Below are 21009 nucleotides of genomic sequence, written 5' to 3'. Positions count from 1 at the left end.
TCATGGCTGCTTGTTTTAATCCTCTTTACGTTTCTTAAATGCAATGACACAAATACTTACAAATGAACTGATTGCTAATAAACAATATTCTATAAGTGTTGTATCATCAGCAGTAATAGTGATAACTATATTATCATTTGAAGCAAGTTGATAGAATCCTGCATTCATATCATCTATATCTTTTGATTTAACAATATCATAGCCATTTTTTACATATTGAGAACTGTTGATATCGTCTGCTCTTGAATGAGATGTTTGTGCAACAATCATATATCCATCTTTCTCATACATCGGATGACTCAGACGCAATTCTGCTTCTAATAATTTACTATCACTTTCCCCATTATTTTTGAAAGGCTCAGTAACTTCCATATCTGAAGGAACTTCATGAATATAAGCCTGATAACCAGCAAGGTATTTTTCTTCATCAATTTCTACATATGAATCTAAATCATTAAATTCATAGTAGCCATTTTGATCACTCGTTGCTGATTTAACCATAGTTAAATCTTCTACCCATTGCCCATCTTTATAATAGTATCTTTGTAAGTTTACAGTTTGATTTGCTAATCGTGGATCTAATCTATCAATCTTTCCAGTTTGACTCGCATCTAACCATACAATACCACAAATTTTACCTGACTCATATTGTGTAATTCCACCATCTAATGAATTCAGTTGATGAGCTTTAATAAGGTCAAATCCTTTATATTGTGATTGAACACTTTGATCATTAGTTTTTTGAATAAAGAGAATGTATTCATCATTTTCACGTAACAGTCCAGTTTCTGCAATCAAGTCACTATTGTTATATTTTTCATCTTGAACTTGATATTTTGTAATTGCATAATTATCTGGTATTGATTCTAAATCAACATATACGTTATAGTAATAGAAAATAATTTCTCCATCTTCATTTGTATCATAAGTTTTTAATTTGTTAAATTGATACTCACCTTTCTGATTTGTTATCGTTTCAAGCGTAAAATCTGTTTCTTGATATTCACCAGTTTCAGGATCATTTACAAATTGTTTAAGAATAACTTTTATTCCTTCTTTACCTAAGTCTTCATCATTAAAGAGTCCATCATATTCTATATCATCAAAGATCTTACCAGTAATTTCACCTGTCTGAATTTTTGAGATACCACCATTCAACTCTTCAACTTGAATACTTTCAATGAGATCATAGCCCTCTTGATAATATGAGATATCCTGACTATCTGTTTGTCCAGCAATAATGATAAATGGTTCTGAACTCTCTTGGAATTGATACTCACTTTCGCTTATTAATTCAAAATGAGACGATTCAAGCTTACTATTACGTTCATCTGTATCAACACGATATTTTGTTATACCATAACCTTCAGGCAAAGTATCTTGATTTACCGTTACACGATATGCATATAACACCATTTCATCTTCATCATTAAGACCACAAGTTGCCAAGTCATTAAATTGATAATATCCCTTATCGTCTGTAACCTTGAAATCAATTGCTCCAGTTGCAATATATTCATCTTCACCAGGAACTTTTGCATACTGACTTAACATGACATTAATGCCACTTTGTCCACTCTCATCTTTATTAAAGATTCCATCATAATTTTGGTCATCAAAGATATAGCCACTAATTGAACCAGGATGGAATTTTGTAAGACCTCCATTAAATGATTTAAGTTTATTTGCTTCAATAAGATCGTAACCGTTAAAATACTGTGCTAATGTTGTATCATTTGATTTTTTAGCCAAAATAATGTATTTATTCTTATTTTCTTTCATTTTGAAAATATTGTCTTTTGGATCAATATGACTATAACCATTTTCTCCATTAACATGATATTTTGTCACTGCGTATCCTTGTGGTAAACCTAATAATGAAATTTGATATGCATAAAGAACAGTATCTCCATTATCTAATTGACCATGAGTTACTAAATTATCAAATAAATACTCACCTTTCTCATTTGTTTTGACTTCTTCTTTAATTCCTGTCTCTATATATTCTCCTCTATCATCAATGTAATATTGTTTGAGTACAACTGTCACATCTTGATAAGGCTTATCTTTTTGACTATTAAATAATCCATCATAGTCTAAATCTTCAAAGACGATTCCGTTTATAAATCCATTTTGATAAACAGCTGCTCCAGCATTGATATTGCTATAAGCTTTTCCTTTAACAATATCATAACCAAGAACTTCATTTGCTGGTGGAGTATCATCATTTGCTTTATTCAACAGAATTAAATAGTCCATTCCATTATGCAATAATTTTCCATCATGAGACCAATCACTATCTAAATGACTTTCATTTCCACGATGATATTTTGTAATTCCTAATTTATAATCATCAGTTTTCATAAATGCATCATTAACTTGTTGGTCTACTGTTAACTGATAAGCATATAAATGATAATTTCCTGCATCATCAATGTAATACGCTGGTAAGTTTTTAAAGTTATATTGACCTTCACTATCTGTTAATGCTGGGGCATGAACAAAAGACGTATTTTCTGTATAAACCTTGTGACCAGCTGATTCACTTACTACATATTGTTTGATATTGACTTGAATATCCTCAAGGATACTATCACTCATACCATTTTGACTTGGTTTTGTATCGTTTTTAATTCCATCATAGTTATAATCAATCCAAATATATCCTTTTAACTCTCCTGGTTCTACACTTGATAACCCAGCATCATAAGAAGAAATATCTTGATGTTGTAAAATATCATAAGATTGACCACTGACTGTAACAACCAAATCATGGAAGTTACTTGTCTCTGTGTGTTTCTTTGCTTCATTGGCAACAATGATATATTCATTTGCTTTATTAAGATTATAATCTTTTGATGATGATATATCTAAATGGCTATCCTTATCAGCACCTCCCTGATATTTGAGGGTAGGTTTTAAGACTTCATCAATTGTATCTGAATCTAATAACAATTTATACCCCATTAAGTATGGTTGACCACCTACTAATATAGACGTTGGTAAATCGCTAAACTCATAGTGATAGAAGTTATCAGTTCCTAATGTAAGAGCACTGTCATCTTTAAGCCATGCAGCATCTTTCCATACTCCACCATCATAATAATATCCCTTAATCTTAACCTTAACTTTTGATAATAATTCTTCTTCTGGAGTCGGTTCACTGCCAATAACTTCATCATCATCTCTAATACCATCATAGTTATAATCTAACCAGACAATTCCATCCAAATTACCAGTATCATATAATTTGAGACCTGCATCATAGTTCTTAGTTGCAGCATTTCCAATATCATATTCACGACCATTTAAAGCAATAATATGTTCAGGCAATGTAATATCTGATTTATTTTCAGCTATGAATACATAATCTGAAGTCAATAAATATTGATCTAAATTATTTGGAACCTCTGTCATATCACTTTGTTTTCCATCATTAACAACACTTTGCCATGTTGGGGCATATGTCTTAAATAAATTAGCATTCTTATCTTTATCAATACGCACCTTATATCCCATTAAATATGGTCCTTTATCAGGTATTTTTGGATCATAGTATGTACTGACAGTAAATTGATATGCACCACCTGTATTTGTTTTTACAGTTTTCTCATCTGGTAATTTAATCCATTGATTTGTATCACTATTGTAGTAATAACTTTCTAATGTGACAGTTACATCTTCTATTCCTAATTCATCAGGATCTTGTATTCCATTGTAATTCTTATCATCCCATACAATTTGACCAATAAATCCTCTAGAAGATTGTACAAATCCTAAATCAATTGTATGTGTTTTTTCATAATCTTTCCATGTATCTACATGTTCTCCAATAATATATGGAACCGTAAATGCCTTTGTTGTGGAAACTTTGTTTTCCAAAACAAGATCATTGAATTTTGTATCATCTGTAGGTATATTACTATAAATTGGAGCTGTTGGTTTCAATGGTAGATTTCTATCAAGATTTGTAGTTATAACTACATAAGTTTTACCTGGTACCAATCTAAATTCATATTCACCTGCTAATAAATCATCGACAGCATTCTCATTTGTGACATAACTTGCCACTTGTCCATCAGCAGTGATTGCTGGTGATGAGCTTATTGGTTTTTGAGTAACTGGATCAGCTTCATAAACTTCTACACGAATATTGCCAAGTCGTCTTTCACTCAATCCATCTGGATCTTGCATAATACCATCAATTGTAACATCTGATAAATCATCATTTGCATCTTGATATGTTTCATCCAACCAAGTTGTCCCTTTATACATATTTGTTCTACCAATACCCAAGTTATATCCCATTGAAATACGATCATATTTTTGATGTGGAGTTATACCTTGACCATCAATTGTTGTATTATCCTCATTGACAGCCGTAACTTGAATACTTTCAGCTGTCTGGATAACAAGTGTATCATCTTTCACTTGATATGCTGCTTTTTGTGCACTGCTAATCGTTGTATCACTTAAATCTTTAGCAGCATTATAAACAACATCCCCCTTACGGTATACAACAACAGGCGTATTTATATTCGCTCCTACTCCATTCATATTAGCCGTATTTAAATTCTTAGTTGTGGCAGAATACTCAACATACTCTTTTGGAAGTGTGTAACGCATATTGTATTGACCTGGTTTCAAGTTAGAGAATACGTAATACCCCTTATTTCCATAATAATCACTTTCACTCACGTATGTCGCAGGCTGACTTGTTGAATAACGGAATCGCTCTCTATCTGTTCCTGGATCAAGCAATACTGGATTTCCTGTTGTATCATCAAGAACTATATACTTTCCAGTTTCAGTTCCACCATTGAAATCACTCTCTTTAGCAACTGCTTCACCCTCTTTATTCACAGGTCTACCATTTTCACTTAAGAGTTCAACCAATACCCCATTGACACCTGGATCATCTAATTGACTATCATTATTTAAGTCATACTTAGGTGTTTTCAAAAGGTCTCTTCCAATATTGTATATATCTTCATATGTACCTTCATCTCTTTTACCATTGAAATCAATATCTTGCCAAATATAACTTCCTATGTATCCTCGCCCTGTTGGCGCATTCACATAAGTTCCAGCAACTGTTTCTTCTTGATGTTCATATTTTACATTAGCTTCAGAATATCCTCTACTTAAGAATGTATTCCAACCAGTAAAATCTCTAACTGCTTCAATGATTTGAGCATTACTATCTTTTTCATCATCGGCATTTGGTGTAATTGTTCCTAAATACTTTGGTACATTCTGTGGAGCATGCATTGTATAGCGTAGTTCTAAACGAGAAGATGGCTGTATTGTATAATCTTCTTTCATTTGTAACCATACAGTACGTATTCCTTTGACAAGTTCTTCTTTTTCACTTTCCGAAACTGTTTCTAAATAAGTCTTCAGTTGTTCAAGTTCTACAAAATATTTTTTCTTTTCAGAATCTTGCTCTACTAAGTTCTTAAGATTTGTTTCATTACTGATATAAACAGCATCTGGGATTTGAGGTAATCCATTTAGATCATTGTTTAATACTATTTTTCCATCTTGTTCTACTAATGGTCCTACCCATATCTTGTACTCAGTTGGAGCAATAACTTGTTCATCTGAACCAGCCTCTGCTTTAATAGCAGTCAATGAATTGATATCAATCCATCCATTCCATTTAGAGTTACGCGCTGAATTGATAAAATTTTCTCCATCTTTTCTTGTTTGATAAACATAATTGTCATCAACATATGGCAGAACATCATAAAGAATATTCTTTGTATATTTATAATTTGCTGCACTTGATAAACTTGCTGAAGAAATCTTGAATGTGTAATCTCCACCTTCATTAACTGCTGCTGGAACATTTGTCACATTACTCTCAAGTTCTGTATCTACAAGTTTTGTTTGTCCTAATGACTGAACAGTTGTAAAACTAATTGCAGATGTCATTTTTGTAATGGCAGTATCATTATACTGTCCATTTTCATTTATATCTTGTGAATCATATTCATATGCAGATGAGTTCATATTCCCTTGATCTGGTGTATATGCATTAAATGCACCACTCTTGAATGTATATGCTTTACATCGTAATAATTCTGCTGAAATGGCATTTGAATTCATACGTTGAATTGGGACCATAACTTCTACTTTTAAATTTTCACCTGGTTGCAATTCACCTGTAAAGTAGAAGTTTAGAATTTTACTCTTTTCTTTTCTATTCGCCGTTAATTCTTTTGAAGTGACAACAGGTGAATCATCACTAACTTTAACTGCTTTTATTCCAGTATTTTGTACATAATTTCCATTTTCATCTAAAATATACCATGTCCATAATGGAGTCTCTTTATCTAGATTCTTATCATATACTTCATAATAATCATTAAGATAATCTTTTGGGGCTTGACTCTCACTAGCTTGTGCATCATATTCTACATATTGAAGTCTTGATGTATCTAGTTTTTCGTTATATGGCAATGCTAATGTAATATTTGGGGCAGTTGCATTATCTTGAATAAGAATACCACTATCCTTGTCTATTTTCTTGTTCAACATTGTGACACGATATTTCAGCATTGTACTAGAAACATCATCTATAGTTGAGTTATCATAATCCCAACCAAAATGGACTTTATATTGACCATCTATTTCTTCAACTTTTGGTTTAAAATAACCTTGTTCTAGGTCTATTTGAAGAGTAGGAAGTTCAGGATCAATATAGAATCCTGCTCTATTAGAAGTAGATATCGTTGCGTACTTATAATCATCATATTTTGCATACGTATTGACAAAGTAATTAACATGCTTTGCAATACCGTCTGATATATTTTTAGAACCAGTAACGACTCTTGCATAAGCAACATTGTCTACAACACCAGAATGATGCATTATAGCTTCATCTGTATTATTTTGGGCCTGGTCAGAAGCATTGATTTCTTTATTAGCTTCCCCTTCTGAATCAATCGCCATTCTTAAACCAATAGGAACAGGATAATTAATAGCTGCTTCTTTAGCTGTATAAGTTGCTCCATCATCTGCTGAAAATCCTTCCATTGTAACAACCCATTTTAATTGGTAAACTGATGCATGACTAGAATCTGGGTGACTTGCTTTGTAAGCATTGACGACTGAATCAATCTGATTCTCTGAAATTATTGCATTTTCATCTAGATTATATCCATCCGATTCTCCAAGTATTGTCCAAACTGCCTGATTTTGTGAATCAACATAATTAGGATCTACATATCCTGTCATTGACCATGGATCATTTACCAAAAGTCCATAAACGTAAACTTTTAGATGATCATCATAAATAGTCTTATTTGGATAATTGTCTGGAACTTCCCAATGCCCAGTTCGTATTTCCTTAAGATGCGATATCATTTCTCTTGCATCTACACCTGCAACTTGTGAAGTTGCAACATTTGTTCCACGATGTGGGATATTTAATCCAGCAATAAACTGATTGACATTGGCCTGCTCATTAACTGCCTGAGTAATACGAATATCCATTTCATCTGCTGAACGAACATGTGCATCATCAATAACAACTATTGAAGCATTATCATCACTTACGCGTTTACGCAAATGACTTGTATCAATTCTAATACTTGCTTCAGGTTTAAGAACTTGAATAGATGCACTTGATGCATAGGCATAAGCATCATCAAATTCACCATCTTGATCATAATCATTCTTTAATGTTCCGTCATCATTCTTTTCATCATTGACTTTTTTATCATTCCAATTCACCAGTGTTTGTGGTTGCAATGTAAATGTTTTATCATACTTAGAAAGAATATCTTTATTTAGATTATAACCATCATAAATAATTGTATCACTACCAGCGATTTGACTTCTTTCATCATCATTATATATATGACCATCATGAGTCATAATATATTCACTATTTGTTGAATGAATTGTTGCATATGCTTCACAATAATATCCTGACCAAATATCAGGTTGTGATTGATCACTAGGATCAATTCCATCAGGCTCTTTATTGTCTATGCGTGTTCTAATTTTTAAAGATATCGTATCACCGTAAGCCAAGTACCCAGCTGGTTTATATCCTTGTACATAGGAATCATAATCAACGAAATCCGGATCTGCTGCTGAAATCAATTCAAATGTAATGATTTGACCTGTATGATCATCTTCTTGACTAGCTGTACCATCAGCCTGTTTTTGATAACCTTTGTTGATAACTCTAATTGCCCATCCACTACCAGCTAAAGTGCTAGGAGTAATTGTCTGTTTAACTGTACCACTTTGATCTCTTAACTCAATGATGAAATCATCATCACGCCATTGATCCCAACTTTCTTCATCGGCTGCAGTTACAATATCAGGAAGATGATAACTAAATACAAATCTTGAATGATAGATACTTCCTTGACGTGCATAATCTGTATTCTCTGTTTTATTTGTTAATACTGCTTCATACCAAACTTCATCACCATAATCAAAATCCTTTTCAATCTCTGGTGTTGTATTATTCATATCATGATCATATGTATAATTTGTTGAACCTGGAATATTTTCAGATCCATTTCCCTTTAATGTAGGTGTTTGTTTTCCAACTTCATTAGCATTAGCACTTACAAAATTTTGTAATGTTAAATTTGGTCGACTTGTTCTGACTTTAGTTGTATTGACAAATGCAACATCACCAATCTCTTTTCCAGATCCCTCATAATCATAATGGACTTGATCTTGATTCATATTAAAATCATTTTGTTGAGCTGTAATGGTACCAGAACTATCTTTCTGGAATTTAAGAACAAGAGCATCTCTGATCTTATTCTTTGATAATGTATCTGGATCCGTTTGTTCACGATAATCTTCAAGATTATAAACATAATCCCCATTAGCCTTTTGAACATTTTCGTAGATACGCTCCATTCCTTGTCCAATAACATAATGATTTTCACCAGTTATTTTATCATTAAGAATATTATTTGGAATTTTCCCAAAATTAACTGTTGAATTGTTTGCAGTTCTTGTCTCAATAATGGCATCATAGCGATTATCAGGTTTGAAATATGCATTTGAATTTCCATACTTATAAAGATCATTAGATTTATGACCAACAGTATAACCATTGGTAGGTATATCTTCATCTATTAAAGCTTTAAAATTATCTAACTTGCTTGAAATATATGTGTAATTGTTTTCAAATGAATCACCTAAACCAGAAAGCGTGTCCCCACTTAATGTATCAAGTTTTGGTGTTGAATATGCAAAGGTTTCAAATGAGAATGTTCGTCCTTCTCCAGACTTGATTTTTGCTTCTAATGCTGGGTCACCTGCTTCACTGTTTGCTTTTGCATAGAATCTCACAACATATCTTCCTTCGGTAACCACTTCCCCATCTTTGATAACTTCGTTACCATCTTCATCCAAACGTGGAATATAGATATATTCAACTTCTACATCATAGAGATCTTTTTCAGATCCTGTAAGTGCACTTCCATCTATATTTAATAACTCCCAATTTAATTCACGATTTATGTTTTCGTTTGCTTTGGTTGAGAATATTCCTATATTTGATGTACCACTACTGTTATCTACGCCAACTGGTGCAATACCATATGGAAGAATATTTGTAACAACTGGTAGATAATATGTTCCTCTTGATCCACCATCTGTCGCATAACTGTGTTGTTCTTTAGAGCCAGTTGCATAACTATTGCTATAATAATTTTCCCAATCAGAACCTAATTCATCATAATAGTACTTATTCTCAACATGAATATTGAAATCAGTTTGACCACCTTCTGCTTCTAAATAATAATCAGATAACGTTTTCCCAGTTTTATCATCACCAACAGTAGTCCATTGGCGTAGAAGAGGTTTTCTCATAACTGCTCGAGTACCTGTTTGACTATAACGGTCTTGATTATTTGCCAAGTAATATGAATAATTATTCTCAATAGGGATTCCTATATTGAATCCCTGTCCGTTCTCTTGAATACGAACTTCTTGATTTTGAATATTATATCCATTGATATATGGCATATTCATTGAGCCATTGTAGTAATAATATGTACCATGACGGAAATAATAACTTGATGTATTTCCATCTCCACGATACCACATATAATCCATGCCATAACGTTGATTATGCTGCATGTTTTCTCGTGTTGTTCCTTCCCAGTGATCAATATCAAGAATTTGATAATAATAATGATCAGTATTTGTTGTATCTTCAACATATGGTCTTGTTTGTAATCTATCAAACCATTCTTCATTATCATTTGTTGAATAGACATGTGAAGGAATATAGACATTCATCTTATATCCTAAATCTGCACCTCTGTTAAACCATTTCTTTAAATTTTCTTTCACAATAATTTTAATAACCCAAGGAGATGTTTCTTCTCCAGTTGGATAATCATCTTTATCAGCTGTTTTCCAGATTGGATCTTGTGCTTGTGTTGGTGCACTATACTTATATGTTCCATCTGTTGGACGCTGTAGAATTTCTACTGCAAAATTAGTATCATTTAAGACTAATGACGTATACGCTTCATTGACTCCACTACTATCTACACCATTAATAGAACTTAAAATTTCTGCTTTAAATTTACTCATATCAACATGACCATCATTATCGAAGATAAGTGGTTCAATTCCTCTTGGCATTGTATAAGTAAACTCTATACCCTGACTCAAATCCCAATCCCCATAATTGAGAGCCTGTAATTTTGTTGTGAACTTTTCATTATATTCTAATGCTACTTCGTAGTTATCATCTGTAAGTTTATGTAAATCATTTCTTTGATATTCATCTGTAGCAGATGAACGTCCAGGATTAATTTTGTAATTTGGATTAGATGGTCTTCCATCTGTAAGTCCATCACCACTCGTTGTTTCATACTTACGATTTTCAGAATGTGGATCAGTATTGACAAATTCACTAGCACTTACTAACCATGCTTTTTCTAAATGAATTCTATTTTGTGCCCAAATAATAGGTGTATCACTTCCCCAATTATTGATATGAAAGATTCTTGGTTCCATAACAATTTCATACCAGTCTCTATCCCAAGTTGAAACTTTCATGCTTGTTTTCTGACTTTCTGGTAATGAATCTTTGCCAGCGCCATTTGGATCTGTTGTTCCAGGAGAATAAATCGTTTTTTGCATATTCTTCAATGATGAAATATCATAGTCCCCAAGAACTTTGTTTCCACCACCATATCTTGTATTTGCTAAAGGATCTGTACTACCATCTCCTGGAATATAAACATAACTATCCTTTAAGAATTCCCATTTATCCACATTATCATTTAACTGTGCACTCATACCAATATCATGAAGTAAATAATCCATATCCATTAAACGATCACTATTTTGAATAGCGCGAGGATATACACTTTCGTTAGTATAATTATTTGAGAAAGGATAAGCCTGTCCATTACGGGCTCCATAATAAGATAAGTATTCTTCTTTTATCTGATAATATTCTCCAGCACGTGGGAAATAAGCAGGGTGCTGGTCATTTGTAGTTGATAAATCTTTATCTTCATCAACATATACCATTGGTAAATTATCTTTGGCAACTTTCAACTGATAATAGACAATTAAGGTATCTCCAATATTCATTGTAATTGGTTTTCCTGTACTATTATCAATAATAGTATATGTTTTAACAGTATAATGGGTTTTCATTGTATGATTAGCATCAATAATCAAGTCATCAAATGGTTTAGTTCCATTTTCATAAAGCCTACCACTCTCATAAATTGGTTTCCATTGAGCAGTTTTAACTAAGTCTGATTTTTCATAAATCATCTTTCCGCCATAGTCATATGATTCATTATTTTCAATAACATTTTCTCGAATACTATAATTACCAGCAACTGGATTGCCATCAATATCTAACCATTTGAATTGTAATGTACCTGATTCAACACTTACATAATCAGTAGGAATTTTATCATATATTGTTGGATTAATGAGTGTTCCCTGTCTTGCATTTTGAACATCTGATGCATTAACCATTTCTCGATTGATTAAAGTAATCTTTTGCCAATATGTATCCTCAGGTCGATATCCTAACTTTTGTTGAGCAGTCTCATTATAATTCGCACTTGCATCATTTTCTGAATCAAATACTTGTGGATGTAATATCACTTGAGGAACTTCACGATAAATCTCCTCTTCCTCTACCTTAATATCATTTAATACAACCGCTCTTTCTACTGGTATATTTGTTTCCACATCTCCAACCATAACATTTTTTGTTTCAACATGGTTTTGTTGATGATCAATATTAGCTGTGGATACAGCAAGATATGTATCATCCATGACACCACTTGCATCAGTATCTTGACGGATATCTTCATAACGTCCTTCACCTGTTAAAACAACATTATCAAATTCAATGATATCTTTGTATGGACTTCCAGATACTTCATAACCAGAGTAGACATCAAAATAAGTCCAACGTATTGCAGTGATTTGTGCCATTGTATCTTCATCAGGTAAATTGGCATAATCAACTGTCACCCAAGTGTCACTAGCTCTTGTTTTTGGATGAGATATCTTATACTGTACACGAATATCTTTCATGTTATCATAGCCAGCTTTTGTTACCAAATCATCAGGATAATAAATATCTCCACCTTCTGATTTAAGAATTGATACAGTTGGAATTTTTGTAAGTGTGAACCCTCTATATCTATCTTTATCTAAGAAGTCAACTGTCACTGTCTGTTCATCAACAAAATGCATTGTATCATTCTTAATATCTTTAACAGTCAGTGTTGCTCCTTGACCTTCAAATAATCTATCATTTCTATCAAATTTATATTCAATTGTTAATGGATCATTATCATAATATTTTAATGTATTATGCATACGCACATTATACCTTGATTTTGCTGGTAATGATGTATCTTCATCATTTCTTTGATATCTAAAGTATGATATTTTATCAGTATTACTGATATCATTTCTTGTTGTATATGGGTTTGGGTTTTGATGAGTTAAATCCCAACCATTATTACTCATACCACCATTTGTATAATCAGAAGAGTTATATCCTTCAATCGCATATTGTGCATAACCATGTTTTGCTTCAGCATAAATATAAGCATTGGTATTTAAAACTTTATCTTCAAAAGTTGTAGTTAATGTTTTCAATTCATCTGTTAATTGTGTAATAATTTTAACTTTAATATATTGTCCTGGCTGAACTTGTGTTCCCTCACTACCAATGACCAGTTCAATCTTACGATAATGACTGTCTTTTTGATCAGCATTTAATGAATAATCTTTTCCCGCTTGTATATTTTCTAATTTATCACTACCATTAGAAAGCGTTACTGATATATCATCAGCTGTAATGGCATGACCTGTTGCCTTATCAATAATATTTTCACTGTCTTGATCACTTAAAATGAGTTGCCAGCCAACAATTTGTTGCCCTTTTTCAACTTCCATTGTTAAATGATTTCTTTCTAATGGAATTTCTGAATTGTTATGTGATTTTGAAGACAAAGTGTATTCAATATAATCATATGGCATCAAATGGTTGAGATCAACTTCAGTTTGTTTTCCTCCTGATGTCTCTGATTTTTCTACCTTGTCATAAGCAAATAATTCTCCATTTGTTCCACGCTTCTTTGTCAGTTCTGGTTCTAGGATACTCACTGCATTTCGTAAGTTATAATCTATCAGTTTATTGGCACTTGTAACATCGCTATATGTATCAGCATTGTTATCAATTGAACTAAAGACAACTGAACTCTTTTCTACATAATTGTAGACTTGTCTACGTCCAGAAACAGAAGCCACTGAATTTGAATATGGAGAGTATTCATTTCCTGTTTGACCAAATGTTGGTACTGAGTTTGCAGTCCAACTATCATCTTTAAACTCCTGAATAGGTCTATCAACATATGTTCCATCATAGAAATAAGTATATCCATCTGTTTTAGAGGCTGTTAAATATTCTCCATTACTTAAAACTGATGTATCATCTGTAAAGAGTGGATTGTTTGCTTCTAATGTGATTTTAAATGATGCAACATAAGATTTTGCTAATCCATTTTGTTCAGTGACAAGAGAGGTATAATTTTTTCTGGCAAATTCTTCCATGTTAATAACATAACAATTTTGCCCATTGACACTCTTTATCGTATCTAAAGGTATTGTTGTGACGAGAAGATTTAATCCTGATACTTCTAAAGTATCTCCAGTCGCATTAGGTTTAATGACAATATCTTTACCATTAATCCTCATCTGAATTTGTGACATTTTAAACCATTGTCCTTTTTCAGTGCCTGTTGCTGTTTCATCATTTTTGTAAATCCATTGTATTGGAATATATAAATTTCTTAAGCGATAGAATTCATTTAATGCATCATCTGTTACAACCTTTTTAATACGTGCAGGTACACTACGATCTGTTGGATTATTAACTGTCTGATTATAGAGTTTGACACCAAATTGAACATTAGTTGGCGTAATATTTTGTGTTATCTTATGTGTTTGTCCATTAAGCATTTCATAAGAATGCCCATCACTTGTCAGATAGTCCGTAATCTGTTTATTTCCATCAGCAGTAACTGCATCTTTGCTATCAATTGGTGTTTTTCCCATTGCGACAATGTTATGCCCTGCTTTAAACGGAATACGATATCCCATAATATATGCACTATCATATGTTTGGTCTTTATGTGCCCAATCATCAAACATATAACTATTGTATCCAGTATTTAAATCATAATCATGATATGTTTTTGTTGTTGCAGTATTTGTTGCTTGAGCAATCTTCGTAGAATTATTTTCATAAACCATATATGGTTTCACTCTTACGATAATATCATTAGCATTGCCAAGTCCATCAATTCCATTTTGAATATTACCATCGGCATCTACATAGTTATAATGATTATTCTTAATCTCTGATAGATATTCTCCATTTCCTTGTATATCCCATAATAAAGCTCTAAATGATAAAATATATTGATGTTTCTTTAAATGAAGAACACCATCTTTTAATTCAGTAACAATTCCTTCAGCATCTTCATCACTCATCTGATCAGCAGAATTATCAAATTGAAGGGTATAATAGTCTCCTACTTTCACCAAATCAGATTTTTTAATAAGAATTGTCTGTTTGTTTGTATTTTGTAAGGCTTGTGTTTTTCCTGTTCCTAAAACAAGTTCGATAGCTTTATCTTCATGCATATAATTTACAATTTGTTTATGAAAATCAAGTCCTGTTGTCAATGTTCCGCGATATTCATAAGTCTCATCTGGCTCTATTAATCCTAAAGTATCATTTATGGATACATGGTCAGTATAACCAACTCTACCACTCCAATCATCTGGATCTTGACGAACCCAATTTCCTGTAACACCAGATTCATAATTTTCTGATGTCGTATTAAATCCAGCGTTGGCTGTTCTAGATGCTCTAGAGAAATTAATATAATACTGATTACTATCTCCAATTTTAGCTTGAATATTATAATCATTCTTTTCATCTGTTGTCGCACCTTTTAAAATACGATTAAAATCACGCACTATAACCACATCTGCATTTGAGTACAAATCATCTGCTTTGTATTTTGCTGTTGTTGCTCCCCATCCATAAGAATCAGTATGTTGATAATAATTTCTAAACGACCAGCTATTTCCAGATGGCTGTGAAGAAGTTCCTGTCGTTTGACGTTCAATACTGTTGTGTTTACTATCACTTCCAATTATTACAGAAGAACTTACAGATGCTTTTGCTTGTCCTACTTTGTAAAAACGACCAGCAAATTCAAACATATATTTAGTACTTTCATCACTATCATTCCACCATGTTCCATAATCAGGAGTATTAACCTTTGTTTCTCCATTATCTAAGGTTGTTGTTTCTTCCTGATTAATTTTTAATGTAATAACTGCACTTTTGATTGGATTTTTAGCATTATAATTTGTATCAGGAGATTTATAATAATTTTCTTCTTCAGTTTTAAAGAATTGTTCATTACTAAAACTTTCATTATTTTGTAATAGATTAATGCGACCATATCCTGACTCTTCTGCCTGGAAGTGACTTCTGATATCATTCCCATCTATAATATAAGAACTTCCATCACTTCTAGTCACTTCAATAGAATCAATATAATCCTTTGCTCTTTCATCAATTCTTAAATAATAGGCTTCAAAACTCTGTGTTGGTAAAGTCACATTCATTTTTACAGTTGCAGCTGTATTGAATGATGTTGCTTTGATATAATTCATACTTTGATGTTCTTGACCTGACATTGCATCATCACCAGGTAAATTTGATCCTGTATTAAGATATTGTCTAAAATCAACCGCATATGAACCTAATCCTTTATATCCTACTTCTAATTCAGAGTTATCATTCCAATACCCACCATTACGATAACGCATTCTCACATGTTCTCTTGGTGTTGCTGTCTTTGTAAACTTTACATTTGACTGATTATCATTATAGCCAGCAACAATCGTTGTATCATAATAGAGTTTAGATATATAAGCATTTGCAGTATCTTTTGTGTTAACAGTATATTTTGTATTATCTAGCCCACGTAATCCGTCTATATAATGAGTTGCAAGTGTATTTAAAATATGAGATGTATTTATTGGTGAGTCTGCCCAGCCATTTATTTCAAGGAATGGTTTTATATCTAGTCCATCATTTATCACAAATTTCTGCCCAGTCAACATAATAGATTCTAAGCTTTGATCTCCAGCAATATCTTCAATTGGAATAACAAAACATCCCTGTGAGTCTAACTGATATGTTTTCTCACTATTTCCAATTGTATGATTCATAGGATTATATGTCATTGTTATATTTGAATCATCACCAAACAGAGATTGTATTGGTGTTTGCTTTTGTATAAAAGTCATTTTTTCAAATACCCCATATTGTTTTAATAAATCTTCATATATAACAATTGACGTTGGATGGAATCCTCCATCATTGATTTGTGGTAGTTCAATCAATGTATCTACATCATCAAGTATAGATAAAGAACGATTCCATAATTCTACACGATATGTAAAATCTCGAGCATAAGGCACTCCTAATGTTTTTTCATTTTGATCAGTATTCGTATTTTTTGTAATATATCCTGATTGAACATCTCTTTGATAAATATCGTTACTTATTGTTAATTGACCTGATTGTACTGAGAAAGCAGCACTTTCTTGTTTTTTATCATCATCATTATACAATGGTCCAACTGGTTCAAATAATAAGCTTGCTTCTAATCTCTTATCTTGATAATAAGAATTATAAGAATCACTATCCCCATAAACATTAATAATAACAGAATCATTATTAACAATTAATTTTTCAAATTTTTCTGTCACAATACGAACTGTTTTTAATCTCGTCATGACACTAGAAAAAGCACTTGACTCAATAACAATATCACCATGACTATCAATATAATTTGCTAACTCATCTTGACCAATTTGAAATGTTGGTGTCCCATTCGTTGGTGCATCATAATCAAAAAATTCAATATGATCAATAGTCATTGCCTTATCATAACCACTCTTGATCACAATCTTCTCAGTATTAAAGCCCTTAATAAGTGTTTGTCCAGATAAATCAACATTTTTGACACTTAATAAATCTAAAGTCAAATGAACATTCAATGCAGCTGATTCAGATTCGTTACCTATTTTAAATTGATAATAAGTAGGATCTGTAGGGTTTAATGTAGAATTCTTATTTGGAACAATTAAAGGACTATTAATATTCGTAGAAGATTGACCATACCAATTTGCAGAAGCCTCTATTTTTGGTTTAATACGTTGAACCTCTAAAATAGCTTCTGTTGTTTTGACATCTTCCACTATATTTCCTATCTCTGCAACAGCAGGATAATCATTATATAAAGTTGAAAACAATCCATTAAATCTATGAACACCAGTCGCATTTGGAGTTCCATTAATTTCAACATAAGAATTTAAACCATTATTTAATGGTATATTTCCATTAAATTCATCAAAATTAATAATTATTTTCACCAAATGGGAAATTTGAATGCCATTATTTGGTTGCCATGCTGATTGTGGTATAGTTATACTCCCCTTAGAACTATCCAAATACGCTTGTAACTGACTCCATGTCAATTGTATCTTTGTACCTGTTGCGCTATATAAATCAATTGTCTTTATCTTCGAAGAATTTAATAGATCAGGACTCAAATAAATATTTGATGCAACTAATCCTATATAGGCATTATTGCTATTGACTTTGAGAAGACCATCTATTTGAAGATAACTTGGAATCATCATTGAAGTCGTACCAGTACCAACTTCAAATCGAATGGCTGATTGTGGATCAGCTAATGAAACAGCTTGATATTTTTCGCCACTACTATTTGTTAAAGAGTTCATGATATCAGTAACTGTTCCATCTTCTGCCTCATCATGATAAACACCAAATCCACCAATTAAAGGTTTCGCACGTTCCCCATCAATAATAGCTGTTACAGGATCTTTTATCTGCTGTAATTGCTTATCATAACCTGGGACAGATTCTGCAGTTGTATAAGGTGTCCAATTCCACCTTTCATAAAATGTATTGAGTGTATTTTCATATTCTAATAAATAGTTTGTTTTTCCTATAACTGCAATACGCCCATCGAAAGTTTCATTAACTGCAATTCTTTCTTTAAATGAAAATTTGATATCACGTGAAAATTGATAATCTGTATGTGAATCTAGATAGTCTTTAATCTTCTGATCCAGGTCATTTATTTCCCAAATATTCTTATTATCATTTGATGTTTGTGTAACAGTTGCTCCTAACTCCTTAAGAGAAACATACAAATCTCTATCTTGATCATCTATAAATTTTAAAGTTATAAATTCTAAAGGATCACTAGTGGCAGGAGTTCCTCCGTTTTCAGCTGTGGTATGATAAAACCAGTCTATTAAATCTGAACTGTTATTATTCATTTCTATTCTAATACCATTAAATTGATAATGTTCAGGCAATGTATCAACAGCGTAACTGTTAAATACTGGAGTATTACTTGTATTTTTAAAACTATCTAAATAATATGTTTCGTTTTGGCCTAAGTATCCGTTCTTTTTGGTAACAGGACTCTTATTTTCTTCAACATATTTATTATGCTCAAAATCGACTTTTTGTCTAATGAAGCTTGAAGTGACATCACTATCTTTAGACCATGCTAAATCACGGCCACCAAAATATATAGTTTGTTTCAATTTAACAGTATGACTATAGTCACTTCCAAAATTATTAACATATGGAACTGCAACATAATAGCTACGTTCCTCATCTTTCTTTAATTCTCCACCTTTCTCTTTATCAATCTTAACCCCTATTTCTCCTGGCATAGAGTAAATATAATTATACTCACTAGCCATCTTACTTCCTTCATCATCTATACTCCAATCTGAGAGGTCTTTCCCTGTTACATCCCAAATCAGCGCTCCACCTTCTCCATATTTACCACCAAAAGAGAAGTCTCTAGCATGATCACTAATATCAGTATTAGGTACAAGTGACCCTGTTGATGAATCCCACTTCCAAGCCATCATATCTTGTTCTAATACACCACGCCCTGCATTGTTGACACTATTAGGAACTTGAAGCATGAAATGAAAATAATCTATTTTACTATTTGCATCTTCAGAAGTATTTTTAATATTGACCTTATAAACTGCATAATTATATTTATCCCATAACACTGGTGTTGAAACACTTGTTATCTTTGTCTCCCAATTCAAATTTGAATTGACAATATTGATTGCTCTTAAATCTGATTTGTCCTCATTCCCTGATGGAGTAGACCCAGGTTGGATCACATATCCTGTTGGAGAAGGTTCGTTCGTACTTGAATCATAAAAGTTCACATAACTTGCCCCTAAAGCTATAGAAGCAGATGTATTCTCAGGTATAACATTATCTCCCAAGGTAAAGAACTTAAAAGTCACTTCTGGTGTTGCAGATCCTTTAAATAGATTTGTTGGTGTCGATTGAATTTCTAGTTGTTGACGTCGATATGCTTTGGCACCATCTTTATCAGATCCCCATTGTTCTTGATCAGTTGGCTGAGGAACAACCCAGTTTGTTTCAGTTGAACTTAACTTTGCTTCTACCCCTCCAATGAATTCGACATCTGGATTCTGTGCAATCACTTCATTACGATCAAAAGTTTGTAATATAACACCCGATTCACTATAATAAAACCAAGGTAGTTTTAACGTCATTTTCGTCCCTTTAGCATACCCTTCGTTATCATTCCATTCAGCTTTTATTTTAAGATATAAAGACATTTGCTCTCCAGTTGAAAGCAAATAATTCCCAACTCCTGCTGGTTTTAAATTTCCTCCACTTCCATCATTTAAAAATGAAACTGAGATAGCTCTCGCTTCTACGTTCGCAGCAAAAACATCTCGCAAAAAAGATACTGGCAAATATTGTACCAGCATTGCAAGAGTTAAAATAGAACAAACGATTTTTTTGGTCCTTTTTCTCCATTTATAAGATTTACGTATTTCTTCCATGATTTTGACCTCCCAAGTGTATATAACTTTTTAAGCGCAAAAAGACATAGAGCAACTCTTGAATTAAAACGATAACTATGTCCTTAAAATAATCTTCATATAAATTCAGTGAACTTTATCACTTTAGATTCTACATTCTTGATGTTAATGTGACATTTTATAACAAAATATCACATATTCAATTCATAGTTATCCTATTACAATTTAATCATGATAAAGTCATTAAGAGTTCTCATAATTTACTGAATCCATTTACTACATAATTGTTATTATGTAGTAATGTTCAAAAAAAAAGAAATTTTTTGTAACTTGAAAAAATTTCTTTTTTGATTAATATATTTTTATTGTATAAAAATATTGGTATAAATTGGAAAAATTTAAGAATATCCACTTGATTATCCCTCCAACGTCTTGAAAACCTTTACATTTTGACCTATAATGTAAGAGTAAAAACACAATATAAAATAGTAACTACTACATAAT

1 protein-coding gene is annotated in these 21009 nt (G+C 32.2%); it reads right to left on the bottom strand.

Going from position 1 to position 21009, the window contains the following annotated elements:
• Positions 1-15 precede the first annotated feature (15 nt).
• Entirely contained in the window at positions 16-20526 is a 20511-nt protein-coding gene (locus GQF29_RS08860) for an SdrD B-like domain-containing protein (protein WP_160340795.1), read from the bottom strand.
• Positions 20527-21009: the final 483 nt, after the last annotated feature.

The sequence above is a fragment of the Coprobacillus cateniformis genome (genome assembly GCF_009767585.1).
Lineage (GTDB): Bacteria > Bacillota_I > Bacilli_A > Erysipelotrichales > Coprobacillaceae > Coprobacillus > Coprobacillus cateniformis.
This window is presented reverse-complemented; position numbering and strand designations above follow the sequence as displayed.